This window comes from Gordonia gummivorans (assembly GCF_022513585.1).
In the GTDB taxonomy this organism is placed as follows: domain Bacteria; phylum Actinomycetota; class Actinomycetes; order Mycobacteriales; family Mycobacteriaceae; genus Gordonia.
On the sequence record NZ_JAKWBF010000008.1, the window covers coordinates 57,901 to 73,692 of the forward strand.

The following is a 15,792-nucleotide window of genomic DNA, read 5'->3' on the forward strand; positions in this document are numbered from 1 at the left end:
CGACACCTCGGGACCGCAATGCTCATAGCCGACGCCTGAGGAGATTCTCCGACAGCACGACGAGGACATGGGGTACCAGATGAGTAGCACACGTTCACGCGGACGCCGGTCGCAATCGGGTCGCCGACATGGCTGACACCGGGTCCACGCCGTCGAGCATCGGAGTCCTGACCAGTGGCGGTGACGCGTCGGGGATGAACCCGGCGGTGCGGGCGGTGATTCGCACGGCCCTCCATCACGGCATCGATGCGTACGCGATCCATGAGGGCTACCAGGGGCTGGTCGACGGCGGTGACCTCATCCGCCGCATGGAACTCGCCGACACCGATGGGATTCTGCACAAGGGCGGAACCGAGATCGGAACTGCGCGCTCGAAGGAGTTCCGGACCCGCGAGGGCCGCCGCGCCGCCGCCCGCAACATGCTCGAGCGCGGAATCGACGCCCTGGTGGTGATCGGTGGCGACGGAAGCCTGACCGGTGCGAACATGTTCCGCGCGGAGTGGCCGGAGTTGCTCGCCGAACTCGTCGACGCCGGTGAGATCTCGGCCGCCGACGCCGAGTCCCACTCGTTTCTCCGCCTCGTCGGGTTGGTCGGATCGATCGACAACGACATGTCCGGTACCGACATGACGATCGGTGCGGACACGGCCCTGCACCGGATCGTCGAGGCGATGGATGCCCTGCGAAGCACGGCGTCGAGCCACCAACGCTCCTTCGTGGTCGAGGTGATGGGCCGGCACTGCGGGTACCTCGCGCTGATGGCGTCGCTGGCCACGGCGGCCAACTGGGTTCTCATTCCCGAACAGCCGCCGGCCGACGACTGGGCAGATCAGATGTGTCGGGACGTCCGGACGGGCCGCCAGATCGGACGCCGGCAGTCGGTGGTGGTGGTGGCCGAGGGTGCGCAGGACCGCGCCGGCAACCCGATCACCGCCGAACAGGTCAAGAAACTTCTCGAGGACGAACTCGGCGAGGACACCCGCATCACCACGCTCGGACACGTGCAACGTGGTGGTGCGCCGAGCGCCTTCGACCGCTTCCTGGCGACCCGGTTGGGATTCACCGCCGTCGAGCGACTACTCACCGACGCACCCGGCGCGCCCGCCCAGCTCGTCGGGCTGCGCGGCAATCGGGTGGTGACGTCGCCGCTGATGGAGTGTGTCGAACAGACCCACGCCGTTGCCGAACGTATCAAGGCCCAGGATTACGACGGCGCGATGTTGTTGCGCGGAGGAAGTTTTCGCCAATCGCACCGCATCCTGCAGACTGTTCAGCAAGCGGCTGCACGACCGACGCAGACGGGCCGACGCCGCTTCCGGCTGGCGATCGTGCACAGCGGAGGCCTTGCCCCCGGAATGAACGCCGCGGTGCGAGCGGCGGTCCGCCTCGGCCTGGATCGGGGTTACTCGGTCCTGGCGGTGAAGAACGGCTTCCGCGGGCTGCGTCGCGGGCAGATCCAGGAAATGGACTGGATGGATGTCAGTGGCTGGGTGTCCGACGGTGGTGCCGAACTCGGTACGGACCGGCACATTCCGACGACGGGCGCGGGGATCGAGCAGGTCGCCGAGCAAATCGCCGCACACCGGATCGACGGGCTGCTCATGGCGGGCGGCTGGACCGGCTACCAGTCGGCCTACGAACTCCACCGCCACCGCCAGCAATACCCGGCTCTCGACATCCCGATCGTGTGCCTTCCGATGACGATCACCAACGACGTGCCCGGAACGGAACTGAGCATCGGTAGTGACACGGCGCTGAACAGCATCGTGTCCGACGTGGACAAGATCCGGCAGGCTGCGGTGGCCACCCGTCGCGTCGCCGTGGTCGAGGTGATGGGACGCCACGCCGGATACCTCGCGCTCCTGTCCGGAATCGCCTCCGGGGCCGAACGGATCTACATGCCCGAGGACGGCATCACCATCGACGACCTGACCGCCGACATCCACTCGATGGCCGAGGGATTCCGCTCGGGCAAACGATTCGGGTTGATCATCCGCAGCGAAGGCGCCGACGCGGTCTACAACACGTGGTTCATCACCTCACTGTTCGAGAAGGAAGGCGGCGAGCTCTTCGATGCCCGGCAAGCTGTTCTCGGCCACGTGCAAGAGGGCGGCGACCCCTCGCCCTTCGACCGCATCCACGCCACCAGCCTCACTGCTCGATGCATCGAATTCCTTTCCGAACAACTGGAATCCGGCGGCCGAGCCAGCGCCATGATCGGATTCCAATCCGGGCGGGTCCAGTTCACCGACCTGACCTCCTACCCCGCTCTGATCGACGCCGAGGCCAAGCGGCCCGTCGAGCAACGCTGGATGGAGAGCAAGGACCTGGCGAAGATCATGCGCCGCTGACATCAGAAGTTGCGCGACACGACCGGACTCGTGGCGTACCGATCACCGCCACGTGCGTAGTTGAGGTGGACCTGTGCGTAGATCTCATCCGTCTCGTCGAAGGCGTTGTCGTCCTCGTTGAGGTACTCGCGAGGAACGTCCATCACCTTCAGGTAGCTCAACCCCTGGTCGGTCGCGACCAGGTGGCCGCCCGGCATGTAACCGGTGCCGGTGACGATCCGCTGAAACGCCACGTCGTCGCCGGTCCCGTAATCGTCGGCCCGCAGGGTGAAAGTCACGCCGCCGGTGCGGTTGTCGACCATGTACTTGATGATGGTGTCGGCATCGACGCGACTCATCTTGAACACACCGGAGATGGTGACCCGGATGTTGTACTGGTTCGGGGCGGAGACCGCCAGCTGCGCCCCGGTGGCTCGTGGTGCGGCGTCGGCGGATGACACCGCAGCACCGGTGGCGAGGCCGGCGGCAATGGCCACCGCCCCAAGTGTCGTCATGACCCGTGTGGTCCTCGAAGTGGTCTTCATGTTCGTGCTCCTGATCTGTGTCGGGCGAGCTCAAGGGGTTTGAGCCGCACCATCAGAATCGGCACACGAATCCTCGGGGGAATCGGGAGAACATCCCTAACTTTCGCGCGGCGGCCTCAGCGGCCATCAGTCGATGACGCCGGTCTCCCGGCCTCGCCGCACCGCGTCGCGTCGATTGGTGACCGCGAGGCGATCGAGGATCGCCGACACGTGATGGCCGACGGTCTTCTCCGACAGGTACAGGCGATCCGCTAGTTCCGCATTGGTGAGTCCCTCACCCATGAGTGCCAGCACCTCGGTTTGGCGTCGGGTGAGCCCCGCGGCGTTGGATCTCGTCGATGCTCGTCGACGCGACGGAACGGCCAGCGATCCCGCGGCTCGTAGATTTCGCCGGATTCGGTCCGCGGTCGCGAACGCTCCCAACCTGTCCAGCGCTGCCAAACCCCGACCGATGCTCGACGTGTCACCGGTCTCGGTCAAGGCGACCGCCGCATCGAACTCGAGCCCGGCATCGCCGAAAGCCTGTGCCGCCGAGCTCACATCACCGGCCAGATAGCGGGCAAACGGCGGAGCAACCGAGCCGGGAACCAGCTCGCCGGCACGGTTCCCATCACCCACCCGGCTCAGCCAGACAGCGAGATCACCTCTGGTCCACTGTAATCCGTCGGCGTCATCGACGATCAGACGGGCAAACCCGGAGATCCGGTCGTCGGGCAGGCCTGTCAACCACGCCTGCTCGACCAGCGCGGCCGCGACGGGCAACACCCGCAAGGGTTCGCCATAGCTCTGGCCGATTTCCCACGCGCGTTCGAGGTCGTCACGACCATCCGCCCCACGACGAAGGGCGGTCAATCCTCGAACCAGCAACGGCCACGTTCGCGCGAGTGGGGCAGACGGACCGTCGAGCACCGACGCGCTGTCGCCGAGTGCGTCATCCCACCGGCCGCGGAGAAATTCGAGCCTGGAACGGGTGGCGAGTTGCCACACGTGACAGACCGGAAGGTCGTTGTCGACGGTCATGTCGATGCTTCGGGCCAGGACTTCGGCGGCCGGAACGAAGCGACGCTGTTCGACGTCGAAATGAACCAGGTTGCTGTAGCCGCTGGAGAACAGTTCGTCGAGATGTGTCGGCGCCCGCGTGAGGACTTGCAACAGCCGACCACGACCCGACACCTCGCCGTCGACAATGTCGCAAATGGCTTCGACGATGTCGATCCGATCACGCAACGACTGGTCGCCGGTCAGAGCCGATACCCGTTTGGCCTGCTCCAGGTGCGCGCGTGCCTGCGTGACCGATCCCCCATGAAGCGCCAGAAACGCCGCCATCGCGTGCCCGTGTCCGAGCGGCGGCGTGGGCGAGCCCGACTCGAACACCGCGATCGACTGGGCGACATGATGATTGGCTGCAGGCCGGTTGGCGTTGTACCACTCGTATACGGCCAGCGACAGATGGTCGGCACTGACGGCATCCGTGTCTCCGGCGACGGTACGCAATTGCAGGGCCCGCTCGCCGGCGTCGATGGCCTCGTCGAGGTGGTCGGTCAGGTACGACTCGGCGGCAAGCAGTTCCAGCAGTTCGGCGTCGCCGGCGGGATCGTCGTCCGCCCCCACCGCAAGGGCCATCCGGAAGAACTCGGCGCTCTGGCGATGTGCACCAGACCGTGCCGAATTCCGGCCCGCGGCGATGGCCGACGACCGGACGCGGGCGGTGTCACCCGCCCGCGATGCGTGATAGGTGATGGTCGCCTGGTCTTGTTCTCCGACAGCGTCGTACGCGGCGATGAGCCGCTGATGCAACGGCGTCTTGGCACCAGGTGGCAGCACATCTGCCACGGCAAGCCGACACAGGTCATGCCAGAACGCGATCCCCCGCACGCTCCGGCGGATCAGGTGGGCGCGGCCCAAACGGGTCAGTGTGTCGGTGCCGATGCCGAGCACTCCCAGCAATCGGTCCGGGATTGCGGACGGTGAACACGCGAGCAGGTTGAGCACATCCCAACTCGCCGAGTCGAGTCCGACAGTTCGTGCCAGGATCGCATCACGAATGGTGGGCGGCAGCTCCCGACCATCGTGGTCCAGCAATTCGGTGACGTAGAACGCATTTCCGCCACTCACGCGGTGCAGCGCCACCGGGTCGAGTGCACGCGCACCAACCATGTGCGTGACCGCGTCGATCGAGAGTGGTTGCAGGGCAATCGATGTCGCCGACGACGACCGGGCGACGTCGCCACGGAGGTACTGCACCGGGTCGGCGTGATCGGACGCCTCGTCGCGCGTCGTGATCACCACCAGGGTGGTGCTGCGCCGAACGCGACGCAGAATGTGACGCAGGAAGTCGCTCGTACCCTGATCTGCCCAGTGCACGTCGTCGATGACGAGGATCGTCGGAACCGACGCGAGGTCGCGTGCCACCGTGTCGAAGATGTCGTAGGCGTGTTCGGCCCCCTGCAGTGTGCGCCGGGAGTCGGGCGAGAGGTCGTCGACGACGTCGAACAGCGGACCGAGCGGCCGCGGTGTGGTGAGTGGATCGCATTGGCCCCACAGGACCCGCATGTCGCCCGCGGATCGAGCGGTGAACTCCTCGACGAACGCGGTCTTGCCCGCACCGGCCTCACCGGTGACCATCACGACACTGCCATCTCCCGCACGCGCCCGATCGACGTGTGCTTCGAGCCTCGTCAGCTCCCGGTCCCGCTCCACGAGCGCCACCACCAGAGAATAGGCAGGCTTTTCCTGACCAGGCAAGACGGCCAAGATAGGGAGTTCTTCCCGATGCCCGGGAATTGGGTACGCGCGACTCTGAGCAGGCAAGAAATCATCCAGCAAGGAGAATTGACATGAAGACCTTCGTCATCGAACGCGACTTTCCCGGCGCCGCCGACCTCGACGCTCCCGCACTCGCCGACATCGCGCGCACGTCCAATGACACCGCCGCGTCGCTCGGCGTCCCCTACCGGTGGATCACGAGCTATGCCGCCGGCGACAAGATCGTCTGCGTCCACCAGGCCGACGACGAGTCGACCGTGTGGGAGCATTCGCGCCGCGCCGGATTCCCGTGCACCTCGGTCACCGAGGTCGCTTCCGAGTTCGGACCGCACAGTGCGAATCCCTGACCGGCGAATCCCTGACACGCCAGTGATTGCCGAACACCGCGGTGAACGCTCGTCGACCAGGACTCCGTCATGACCGACATCGCCACCGTCGCCGGGAGCCTGTCCACCGCGGTGTTCGTCCTCTCGACGCTGCCGATGCTCAGGAAGGCGGCCACCACCCGGGACCTGTCGTCGTACAGCATCGGAAACATCGTGCTCGCCAACCTCGGCAATCTGCTGTACGCGATCTATGTGGTCAGTCTGCCCCTGGGCCCCATCTGGGTGCTGCATGCATTCCACGGCACGTCGACCGGATTCATGTTGTTCTGGTACCTGCGCCACCGCGACGGAGAACGAGGCGTTGCGCCACCACAGGACGATCAGCGCGACCATCCCGTCCTGGTGACGAGTACACGGTCGGGCGTACAAAAGTTCAAGGAGGCGGGGGTGCGATGAGGCGGCGTCGACTCTCGACCGGATCATCGTGACCGCGCACGATGATCCGTCGCGGGACACGTTGCTCTCCGAACGGACACGGACACAGGAGCTGATCGACGCACTGACCGCACGATTGGCGGCCGTCATCGACGCGACCGCCGACGAGTCAGCCGACGACGAGCATGATCCCGAGGGTTCAACCCTCGCCGTCGAGCGAGGACACCTTGTTGCGCAGGTGGAACGGTCACGCGTGCGGCTGCACGAGATCGACGCCGCCCTCGAGCGCCTCGGACGCGGGTCGTACGGGCGTTGTGAAACCTGTGGGCGACAGATCGATCCGGAGCGTCTCGAGGTCCTGCCCGCGGCGCGACAATGCGTCGACTGTGCGCGTCGCAACCCGGCTCGACAGTGGTGATCTGCGACACCCACATCACCAAACGCACCCACGTTCCGACCGTGCATCGCTGAAAAACCTGTTGTGCGTGAGGTGTCGCCGGTGCCACAGTTGACCGCTGCCCGAAAGGAGGGCCATACCAAGGAAGTTGAGGACGATGATCGACGATGCGATGGGTACGCCGCTGGACGGTGAGGCACCCGTGGTCCGTCGTGCGTTGCTCGTTCTCGGCCAGATGTTGACCGGCACCGCCGAACCGAAGCCCACCGCAGATCGTCTGCTCGCGGCGCATCTGGGTGCACCTCGAAACGAATTGTCCACGCACTACCTGAGTTTGACGCCGTCGACGCTGATTGCGGCCGGACTGGTGCTCGCCGATCTGGTGGATCAGCACAACCCGGTGATCGGACCCGACGAGGATGACGATCCGCCGAGTTGGCGCGAGTTCACCCTGGGCGGTGTCGACTACTCGATTCCCACCGACGCCACTCTCTTCTTCGGTCCGCACAACCCCTTCGGTTCCGGACCTCTGGCGGTGCAGGCTGTGATCAATCCGCAGTACAACCACCATTCGATCGCGGTGATCGCACCTCCCGGTGGGCACGAGATGGCAAAGACCGCCGTCGCCCAGATCCGCCGACGCATGACAGCACGCAACCCGCTGCGTGGACGTGTCCTCAACGCCGGATTCGACGGCCGTCTCCAGCTTTCCGTGGAGGACGTCGAACTGGGTGCACGCCGCGACGATGTTGTCGTACCCGAAACGGTATGGCGCGAAGTGGATCTCGCGGTCGCTGCGGTGACCACGCGACATGAGACCCTGCGGGCCGCCGGGTTGGCCACGAGTCGAGGGATCATGCTCGCCGGCCCTCCCGGCGTCGGCAAGACGGCCGTGGCGCGTGTCGTCATGAGCGAGTTGGTCGGTTCCTTCACGGCGATCATCGCCGATCCCGCGGCAACCGCCCACGGTATCGGCGACATCTACCGTACTGCCGACGATCTCGGACCACTCGTCGTGCTTCTCGACGACATCGATCTGCACATCAAGCGGCGAGGCAGCGGTTCCGACTCGAGTCTGGGTTCGCTGCTATCGGCCCTCGACGGCGCGACCAAGCGAGACCGGGTGCTCACCATCGCGACCACCAACGATCCGAAGTCGCTGGACAATGCGGCGACGCGTGCCGCCCGGTTCGATTCGATCGTCGAGATGGGCTGGCCGACCGACGCGGCGGTGGCGGCGATGCTGCGATCCACGTTGCGGCGCCTTCCGTCGGCCGACGTCGACGTCGCGCGGGTGGTGGATGCGTTCCCGGCCGAACGGACTGGTGCCGATGTGTCCGAGGCGATTCGGCGAGCCGTTCTCGTCGACGGTGAAGCGGTCACCACGGCAACTCTGCTGAGCGTGATCGGTGAACGGGGATATGCCGCGACGGTGCCGATCGGGACCTACCTCTAGGCCCTGTCAGGCTGACCTTCCTACCACCCGCCGCGCACCGAGGTCGCGCATGCGCGCCGATCACCGGGCGGCCGAGGGCATCAGCCTCGCCGTGGCGCCCGACTTGGCAGCACTGCTCATCCGCAGCGCCTACCCTGAATCGATGCCTCTTCTTCTCGGCCCCATCCTGCGTCATGTCGGCGACACCACCGCGTCGATCTGGGTACAGACGTCGACCTCATGTGAGGTCACCGTGTTGGGGTGTCGTGCGCAGACCTTCGAGGTGCAGGGCCACCATTACGCGCTGGTACTCGTCGACGGCCTGTCCCCGGACTCGACCTACGACTACGAAGTCTCCATTGACGACGACGTCGTGTGGCCGGAAGCAGATTCGACCTTTCCGCGCAGCGTCATTCGTACCCAGGGCCCGCGCGGTGCCGTCCGCAAGAAGGTGATCTTCGGGTCATGTCGCTATCCGAAGACCGGCGAACCGAAGATCGATGAAAAGCTCGGCACCGATGCGCTCGATTCGTACGCCAAGCGCCTTGCCACCGTGCCCGTCGACCAATGGCCGGATGTCCTCATCCTCCTCGGCGACCAGGTGTACGCCGACGAGCTGACCCCGCAGGCCCGTGCTCACCTCGCCGGGCGGCGGCGAGGTTCGGTGCGCACCAAACGCCCGCCAGATGAAGTGGTGAGTTTTCGGGAGTACGAGAGCCTGTACCGCCACACCTGGAGTGATCCCGAGATCCGCTGGATCATGTCGACGATTTCCACGGCAATGATCTTCGACGACCACGACATCCGCGACGACTGGAACACGTCGGCGGTCTGGCGGGCCGAGATGGCGTCCATCCCATGGTGGCCCGATCGGATTCGTGCGGGTCTGGCGTCGTACTGGGTGTATCAGCACATCGGCAATCTCAGCGCCGACACGCTCCGTGACGATCCCGATTACCGCGCGATCGTCACGGGCACCGGTGATCGCTGGCCCGTCCTCGCCGACCTGGCCGATCGCGCCGACGCCGAGGTCGACGGCAGCAAGGGCGTGCGGTTCAGCTTCCGCTGGGATCTCGGACGAAGCCGGCTGCTCATGATCGACTCTCGCAACGGCCGCATTCTGACCGATGGACACAGATCCATGCTCGGGGAACGTGAATTCGATTGGCTGGCAGACCAGATCGCCGATGCACACGAGGATGTGGATCACCTGATGCTGGGGACGTCGTTGCCGTGGTTGTTGCCCTATGCGGTCAGTGACCTGCAGACGATCAACGAACTCGCCGCGGGCAGGCCCGGGTGGCGCGGTCGTCTGGGTGAAAAGATCCGTCAGGCAGCAGATTTCGAGCACTGGCCGGCCTTCTTCGACTCGTTCGTGCGCCTCACCGAGCTCATCGTCGGGGCGTCTGATCGCCCGGCACATCCGCTGGCGACCGTCACCGTGTTGTCCGGCGACGTCCACCACAGTTACGCGGCGCGCGTGGATCTGCCGACGACGACACAGACGAGCGTGTATCAGCTCGTCTGTTCGCCCGTCCACAACCACGTTCCTGCCTATGTGAGACCGGTGTTGACCTATGGATGGTCGAGCCGCGTGGGCAAGGCAACCCGGGCGTTTGCCCGACGCTGGGGATCAAGGCCTCTGCCCGTGCGATGGACCAACGTCGCCGGCCCGCTGTTCGGCAATACCATTGCGACGCTTGAGCTCGACGGACGCGATGCCAGGGTGACGTTCGACCAACCAGACGACCACGGCGACCTCGTCGACGCGGCGTCGGTGCGGCTCGACTGATCGGACGAGTACGGTGCCCCCCAATGGTCGTCGGCGTGTCGCGATCTCAGAAACCGCGTGTCTGGTCAGATACCCGAGGCGCAGCAGCGGTTTCTGACCACACCTGGGGTTTCTGGCGACAAGTGCGGTTTCTGCGACGAGGCCGCGCCCGTCGTGCCTCGGCCGTCGGGTGGTATCCAGTCCAGGCAGAACTCGTTGCCTTCGGGATCGGCCATGACGATGTGGCCGCCGGCCGTCGGTGGCGCCGGTTCGTGGCGCTCGAGTCGGGTCGCACCCCGGCTGATCAGGTGTTCGGCAGTCTCTTCCAAAGCTGCCATCCGGTCGGCGCCGGTCAATCCGGGCGCCGAGCGAACGTCGAGATGCACGCGGTTCTTGGCGGACTTTCCCTCGGGTACGCGCTGGAAGAAGATTCGGGGCCCCGAGCCGTCCGGGTCCACCAGCGCCGAAGCGTCGTTGCGCCGCTCGGCCGGCACGCCAACGGCCTCGAGAAACTCGTCCCAAGACGGGTGGCCGGCCGGCGGATCCTGAATCCGGTAACCGAGGACGTGGGCCCAGAACGCGGCGAGCGCAGCTGGATCGCCGCAGTCGAACGTCACCTGGATCTCGCTGGACATGACGCCACCTTTCGTTGCTTCGGAATACATCCACCATCACATGCATCGGGGACACCTGCGGTCCTCAATCGCACCGGACCGCCGAGGAACACACCACCGATCGGCGGTCGGTGCGCTCGGGTACGGTTCACCGCATGAGATCCCGCACCGCCAAGCGCCGACCGAGGTCGGCCGAAGTAGTCGCCCTGGCGATCATCGCCACCGTGATCGCAGTCTTCGCAGCGGGATGCAGCTCTGACGATCCCGCCGACCCGCCCAGTTGGACTTTCCAGGGCACGACCGGCACGGCCGAGGTGGTCGCTTCGACCGATACCGCGCCGCCGAAGATCACGATCACCGCGCCGTTCGCGGTGACCGAAACCCAGGTGCACACACTGGAAACCGGATCCGGCGCGGTGGTGTCCGAAACCAGCTATGTAACAGTCAATTACGAGGGTGTCAACGGCCGCGACGGCCGCACGTTCGACAGCTCCTACCAGCGCGGACAGCCGGCCCCCTTCGGGCTCGGTGAGGTGGTGCCCGGTTTCCGCAAGGCCATCGCCGGCCAAAAGGTTGGCTCGCGCGTCGCAGTGGCGATGGCACCCGCCGACGCCTATCCGAACGGGGCGCCAGACGCCGGAATCCAACCCGGTGACACGTTGGTCTTCGAGATCGCCATCATCTCTGCCGAGTGATCACTGCACGTCGCGTCGACTTTGAGACATTTGGTCAAGTCTGTGTCAATGTCGCGTACGATCCAAGGCATGCAGTTGCACGAATTGATGCCGACCGTACCGACCACCTTCGCTGAGGCGGCCGAACTGTTCGATGACTCGGCCGCCGTCGAACCCGATTTCATGATCGGCACCTGGCACGGTGCCGAGGTGCCGACCGGACATCCCATCGACGGATTGCTCGGTGCAAGCGGTTGGTGGGGCAAACAGTTCGTCGACGCCGAGACCGTGCACCCGTTGCTGTTCCGAACCCGCGATGGCAAAGCATTGTGGGCGATGAACCCGGCCCTCGCCTTCAGCGGTGTAGGAGTGTCGAAAGTGTTGCCGCAGGTCAAGAATCACACCTATGTGAAGCCCATCGCCGCCACCCGACTCCTGTCGCAGACACGATCCGCCAAGGCGCGCCTGCGAACCACTCGGTACCGCGGCGTCGACTCCGCGACCATGATCTACGACCAGTTGCCCATCAACGATGTCTTTCACCGCCTCTCCGACGACGCGGTGATCGGCGCCATGGATCTCAAGGGTTCAGACAAGCCCTACTTCTTCGTGCTTCGGCGCGACGACTCGCTGTCGTTGGTGTAGCCACAACGGTCATCGACGACAACGTCGGATCCCGGCGGATGCCAAGACGACTGCCACCGTTTCGATTGCTCGAGCACCGACTCCGAGGTCCACTGCACTCGAACCACCCTACGACGCGGAGTTGAAGAGCCCGATCCAAGCGTGTCCTGGATGGCTGTGAATGAGGAACTCCCGCAGCCTCTTCCGGGCGTGGTCGTCCAGCTGCGGAATCGCCCTGCGCAGGTCCGACAGATCCTTCGAACGATTGGCCTTCGCCTTGTACATCAACACGATCTCCGGATCGAGGTAGCGAATCTCGCCCGACCGCCAAGTCACTTCGTCGAGCGGGGCCGACGAACCGTCACGGCGATGGACCCAGCGACCATCATCGTCCGGGGTCAGCAGGACATCGAGCAGCCAGGGCGACGTCGCGTCGGCGCGCAACCACAACTGCGTCGAGTCGCCGGGCAGCGGGTATTCACCCGTCACCGGCCACAGACTGCCCTGCAGGCCGGTCGCCCAGGCGTGCAATCGGTCGTCCAACGCGGCAAGCAACGCGTCCAGGTCGGTGCGGAATACACAGAGGTCCAAATCTTCGTGATCGCGCTCGGTGCCCGTGAACGCGTCGATTGCCCATCCGCCTGCCACCCACCATGGACGATCGAGATCACCCAGCAGGTCCGACACGTCGCCGGGTGTCACGTTCGCCCACGGGCCGTATCGCGAGCGAAACGCCGCTTCCTCGCTCCCCTTCGCCGGCGACACGGCGAACTCCCTCACGCTTCCGCATCCCGACGCGCAGTGTGCACACGCTGTTCCGCGACCCGCAGCCGGGTCTGCGCATCATCGTAGGCCTCACGCGCGGCGACCTGCTTGCGACGCGCAAACAGCAGTTCCTCGTCCGCGGCCGCCAGCTGGACTCGCAGCTCTTCGACCTTCGTCGACAGTCGATCGGTGCTCTCGGTGGCCTCGTCCACCGTGTCACCTGCGTGCTCGAGTTCGTCCCGGATACGTGCTGCTTCTTCGGTGGCGGCGGCGAGTTCGGCGCGCGCGGCTGCGCGGGGATCATCTGTTTCATCCGCATCGGCTTGCTCGACGGAAGTCGAGGCGGCATCGGTGGGCGGTTCCGCGTCGGGAACGAGAAAGACACCCGCGGGACCAAACCCGCTGTACTCGACCGCAGTCACGAACCGTCCGGCGGTCAACACGGCCGCAACCGCCTCGTCGGCAATCGCTGCCCGCAACGACGCCGACACCTCACCGACAGCGCCACCCGACATCGGCAGGCCGCGATCGGTCGCGAGATCGGCCACCGCGGCTGCACTGTCGGAAACCACAGTCTGTCGCTGCTGCGACAACTCACGCACCCGGGCCATCTCACCACGTCGTTGGGCCGCGGCGAGTTCGGCAGCGAGCGTGGTCAGCGCCGCCACCCCATCCGGGTCGGACCGCACCCACTGATTGAGCGCCCATGCCGAATGTGTTGGCCGTCGTAGTCCGCGAATCGCCGACGACAACTCGGGGTCGCCGTCGGCCTTCGCCTGTTTGGCGAGTTCGTTTCGGCGCGAGACGAATTCAGCGGGCATCAGCCCAAAGAGCTCGTCCGCGGCGTCGTCGAGATCCATCGTCACCTCCGACCGGCGTCGACGAAGCAACACTTCGGCAGGATCTCGACGACGACCATGGCTCGATCATAGGACCGTCGGCTACCTTGCCGTCGCAGCCCCGACGCGCACCTGAGGTCGTCAGAGCCAGGAATTCGGGTAGCCGTCTACTCATGTTGTGCTCCAACGAGCGCCGGATACTCGTTGCATCGCGACAACTCAGCGACCCGAGGTGCCACCATGACCGTCGTCTCCCCCACCCCGTCCGCGCAGGGCGCGTTCGATTCCGAACACGACCTCCAGGTGGCGGCTGCCGCCCGACGCCTGCAGGACAGATCCACCAGTCGCCGGCAGCACGAGGAAGTGCTCGCCAGGTCGAACGGCCTCGCCGAGGCCGACGATCCGGAACGGATCAGAAAGCGCTTGGCGCGCATCGCGGACTACTACTCGCCGACCGCTCAGGCGCAACCGCAGCCGACAATCGAGCTCGGCGTCGAAGAAACGGCCGCGGCGGTTGCCGCACCGTCGGCCGAGCTCGAGCGCATCATCAACACCGCCGACTTCCTCGGTGTCAGATACCTCGATGACGGGGTACTGGCAGCGCGCGCCATCGGCCGGGTCCAGATCGGAGCGGCCTCAGGCCATCTGCAGGGATACGGTACGGGCTTTCTGGTGACCCCAGACCTCCTGCTCACCAACCATCACGTTCTGCCCGACGCACAAACGGCGCGCATCAGCCTCATCGAGTTCGACTATCAGGACGGCGCGGGCGGAACCGAGTTATCCTCGCACACTTACCAACTCAATCCTGACAAGTTCTTCGTCGCAGATCGTCAACGCGACTTCGCCCTGGTGGCCGTGACCGACGACAGCGGCACGCTGAAAGGCTACGGATTCAACCGTCTGACCGCCGCGCAGGGAACGGTGATCATCGGCGAGAACGTCACCATCGTCCAGCATCCGGGTGGCCGCAAGAAGCAGATCGTACTGCGCGAGAACAAACTCATCGACATCCCCGACGGATTCGTGCATTACAGCGCCGACACCGAACCGGGTTCGTCGGGCTCACCGGTGTTCAACGATCAATGGGAAGTGGTCGCGCTCCACCACGCCAGCGTGCCCGCCCCCGAGCGATCGGAGTTCGGCGGCTTCCTGAACGAGGGTGTCCGGATCAGCAGCATCCTGAATTACCTTCGCACACAATCCTTCACCACCGAACAGCAGGCCCTGCTCGACGTTCTGCTCGGTCCCGCGGGCAGCGGCCGCTCGGAGGCGGCGCCGACCGCTGCAGCAGCACCTGCCCGGCAACCGCGTCCGCCGGAACTCGCCGTCGACGTGCCCGACGGAGTGTCGACGATACGCCTGCCGCTCGAGATCACTTTCCGGGTCGCCGAGCCCACTCCCATCACGGTGAACAGCGTTGCTGCCGAAGCGATCTCCATCGATCCGGATTACAGCACCCGGGCCGGCTACGACCCCGGTTTCCTCGATCCGACACTTCGGGCGCCGTTGCCGACCGTCGGCCCCGGACTGGCTGCGTTGGCATCGAGTGAACTGCGGTATCACCACTTCAGCGTGGTGATGAACCGCGTTCGCCGGATGGCGATGTTCACCGCCGTCAACATCGACGGCAACCAACCCGCCGAGTTGCCCCGCGAATCCGATCGCTGGATCGCCGATCCTCGGCTACCCGCCGGTGAGCAGACCGACAAAGAGTTGTACCTCGCCAACAACCTCGATCGAGGTCACCTGGTCCGACGACTCGACCCGGCGTGGGGACCAAACGCCAAGGCCGCCAACGACGACACGTTCCACTTCACCAATTGCACACCGCAGCACCACGAATTCAATGCCGGTTCGACCCTGTGGCTCGGCCTCGAAGACTACGTCTTGCGCAACAGCGCCACTCACGGCCTCAAGGTCAGCGTCCTCACCGGTCCGGTGCTCGCCGCCGACGACCCGCCTTACCGCGGGGTGTCACTCCCCCGCCAGTTCTGGAAGGTGGTCACCATCGTCACCGACAGGCACACGTTGGCATCCACCGCGTACCTGCTCAGCCAGGCCGCGCTGCTGGACGAGTTCGCGGCCGGTCCGGAGTCGTTCTCCTACGGGGCCTATCGCACCTACCAGGTCCCCGTCCGTCGGATCGCAGACCTGACCGGACTCGAACTCTCGCCCTACATCGCGGCGGATCCGCTCGAACACGTCGAATCCACGGGCACACCACGCGAACTGATCCGCCCAGAAAACCTCATTCTCTGTTAGGAGTTG

The 15,792-nt window shown here is 65.5% G+C and carries 13 protein-coding genes and 1 pseudogene; 9 read left to right on the forward strand and 5 right to left on the reverse strand.

The genetic code is table 11. From position 1 onward, the window contains the following. Positions 1 to 128 precede the first annotated feature (128 nt). Positions 129 to 2,351, forward strand: a complete 2,223-nt coding sequence (locus MKW15_RS08185) for a 6-phosphofructokinase (protein WP_240857103.1) — start codon at positions 129 to 131, stop codon at positions 2,349 to 2,351. Positions 2,352 to 2,353: 2 nt separating this feature from the next. Here MKW15_RS08185 and MKW15_RS08190 read toward each other — a convergent pair whose 3' ends face one another. Both MKW15_RS08190 and MKW15_RS08195 read right to left on the reverse strand, forming a co-directional pair. Then, positions 2,354 to 2,845: a hypothetical protein gene (locus MKW15_RS08190; protein WP_240857104.1), complete on the reverse strand. Its 492-nt coding sequence runs from the start codon at positions 2,843 to 2,845 to the stop codon at positions 2,354 to 2,356. A gap of 156 nt (positions 2,846 to 3,001) precedes the next feature. Next, entirely contained in the window at positions 3,002 to 5,584 is a 2,583-nt protein-coding gene (locus MKW15_RS08195) for an ATP-binding protein (protein ID WP_240857105.1), read from the reverse strand. 128 nt (positions 5,585 to 5,712) lie between these two features. Between MKW15_RS08195 and MKW15_RS08200 the strand changes: the two genes are divergently transcribed. The 5 genes from MKW15_RS08200 to MKW15_RS08220 all read left to right on the forward strand — a co-directional run bounded on the left by MKW15_RS08200 (position 5,713) and on the right by MKW15_RS08220 (position 10,026). Next, on the forward strand, positions 5,713 to 5,988 hold the full coding sequence (locus MKW15_RS08200) for a nickel-binding protein (RefSeq protein ID WP_240857106.1): 276 nt from the start codon (positions 5,713 to 5,715) through the stop codon (positions 5,986 to 5,988). A 69-nt stretch (positions 5,989 to 6,057) separates the two neighbouring features. Beyond that, the gene (locus MKW15_RS08205; protein ID WP_240857107.1) at positions 6,058 to 6,423 is read left to right on the forward strand and encodes a hypothetical protein; all 366 of its coding nucleotides are present in this window, start codon (positions 6,058 to 6,060) and stop codon (positions 6,421 to 6,423) included. Positions 6,424 to 6,451: 28 nt separating this feature from the next. Continuing rightward, entirely contained in the window at positions 6,452 to 6,820 is a 369-nt protein-coding gene (locus MKW15_RS08210) for a TraR/DksA family transcriptional regulator (protein ID WP_240857108.1), read from the forward strand. Between the two features lie 136 nt (positions 6,821 to 6,956). Next, positions 6,957 to 8,255, forward strand: coding sequence for an ATP-binding protein (locus tag MKW15_RS08215; RefSeq protein ID WP_240857109.1), 1,299 nt, complete (start codon positions 6,957 to 6,959; stop codon positions 8,253 to 8,255). 142 nt (positions 8,256 to 8,397) lie between these two features. Then, complete coding sequence (locus tag MKW15_RS08220; RefSeq protein WP_240857199.1) at positions 8,398 to 10,026, forward strand: alkaline phosphatase D family protein; 1,629 nt, start codon at positions 8,398 to 8,400, stop codon at positions 10,024 to 10,026. 179 nt (positions 10,027 to 10,205) lie between these two features. Here MKW15_RS08220 and MKW15_RS08225 read toward each other — a convergent pair. After that, a pseudogene (locus MKW15_RS08225) lies at positions 10,206 to 10,640 on the reverse strand (VOC family protein); the annotation flags it as partial. Between the two features lie 134 nt (positions 10,641 to 10,774). Here MKW15_RS08225 and MKW15_RS08230 point away from each other — a divergent pair. Then, positions 10,775 to 11,314, forward strand: a complete 540-nt coding sequence (locus tag MKW15_RS08230; RefSeq protein WP_240857110.1) for an FKBP-type peptidyl-prolyl cis-trans isomerase — start codon at positions 10,775 to 10,777, stop codon at positions 11,312 to 11,314. A gap of 69 nt (positions 11,315 to 11,383) precedes the next feature. Beyond that, a complete protein-coding gene (locus tag MKW15_RS08235; protein ID WP_240857111.1) occupies positions 11,384 to 11,938 on the forward strand; it encodes a DUF4334 domain-containing protein in 555 nt (184 codons plus the stop codon). Between the two features lie 108 nt (positions 11,939 to 12,046). On the opposite strand, the gene MKW15_RS08240 is transcribed toward MKW15_RS08235, so the two are convergent. Further along, the gene (locus MKW15_RS08240) at positions 12,047 to 12,682 is read right to left on the reverse strand and encodes a nucleotidyltransferase domain-containing protein (RefSeq protein WP_240857112.1); all 636 of its coding nucleotides are present in this window, start codon (positions 12,680 to 12,682) and stop codon (positions 12,047 to 12,049) included. 11 nt (positions 12,683 to 12,693) lie between these two features. After that, positions 12,694 to 13,542 (reverse strand): hypothetical protein, encoded by an 849-nt coding sequence (locus MKW15_RS08245; protein ID WP_240857113.1) that lies wholly within the window; start codon positions 13,540 to 13,542, stop codon positions 12,694 to 12,696. Positions 13,543 to 13,761: 219 nt separating this feature from the next. On the opposite strand from MKW15_RS08245, the gene MKW15_RS08250 reads away from it, so the two are divergent. After that, complete coding sequence (locus MKW15_RS08250) at positions 13,762 to 15,786, forward strand: DNA/RNA non-specific endonuclease (RefSeq protein ID WP_240857114.1); 2,025 nt, start codon at positions 13,762 to 13,764, stop codon at positions 15,784 to 15,786. The last annotated feature ends 6 nt before the right edge of the window (positions 15,787 to 15,792 follow it).

Bases quoted from the DNA above. Each gene is read 5' to 3' on its own strand.
- MKW15_RS08185 (WP_240857103.1), top strand. From the start codon at position 129: ATGGCTGACACCGGGTCCACGCCGTCGAGCATCGGAGTCCTGACCAGT.
- MKW15_RS08190 (WP_240857104.1), bottom strand. From the start codon at position 2,845: ATGACGACACTTGGGGCGGTGGCCATTGCCGCCGGCCTCGCCACCGGT.
- MKW15_RS08200 (WP_240857106.1), top strand. From the start codon at position 5,713: ATGAAGACCTTCGTCATCGAACGCGACTTTCCCGGCGCCGCCGACCTC.
- MKW15_RS08205 (WP_240857107.1), top strand. From the start codon at position 6,058: ATGACCGACATCGCCACCGTCGCCGGGAGCCTGTCCACCGCGGTGTTC.
- MKW15_RS08215 (WP_240857109.1), top strand. From the start codon at position 6,957: ATGATCGACGATGCGATGGGTACGCCGCTGGACGGTGAGGCACCCGTG.
- MKW15_RS08220 (WP_240857199.1), top strand. From the start codon at position 8,398: ATGCCTCTTCTTCTCGGCCCCATCCTGCGTCATGTCGGCGACACCACC.
- MKW15_RS08230 (WP_240857110.1), top strand. From the start codon at position 10,775: ATGAGATCCCGCACCGCCAAGCGCCGACCGAGGTCGGCCGAAGTAGTC.
- MKW15_RS08235 (WP_240857111.1), top strand. From the start codon at position 11,384: ATGCAGTTGCACGAATTGATGCCGACCGTACCGACCACCTTCGCTGAG.
- MKW15_RS08245 (WP_240857113.1), bottom strand. From the start codon at position 13,542: ATGGATCTCGACGACGCCGCGGACGAGCTCTTTGGGCTGATGCCCGCT.
- MKW15_RS08250 (WP_240857114.1), top strand. From the start codon at position 13,762: ATGACCGTCGTCTCCCCCACCCCGTCCGCGCAGGGCGCGTTCGATTCC.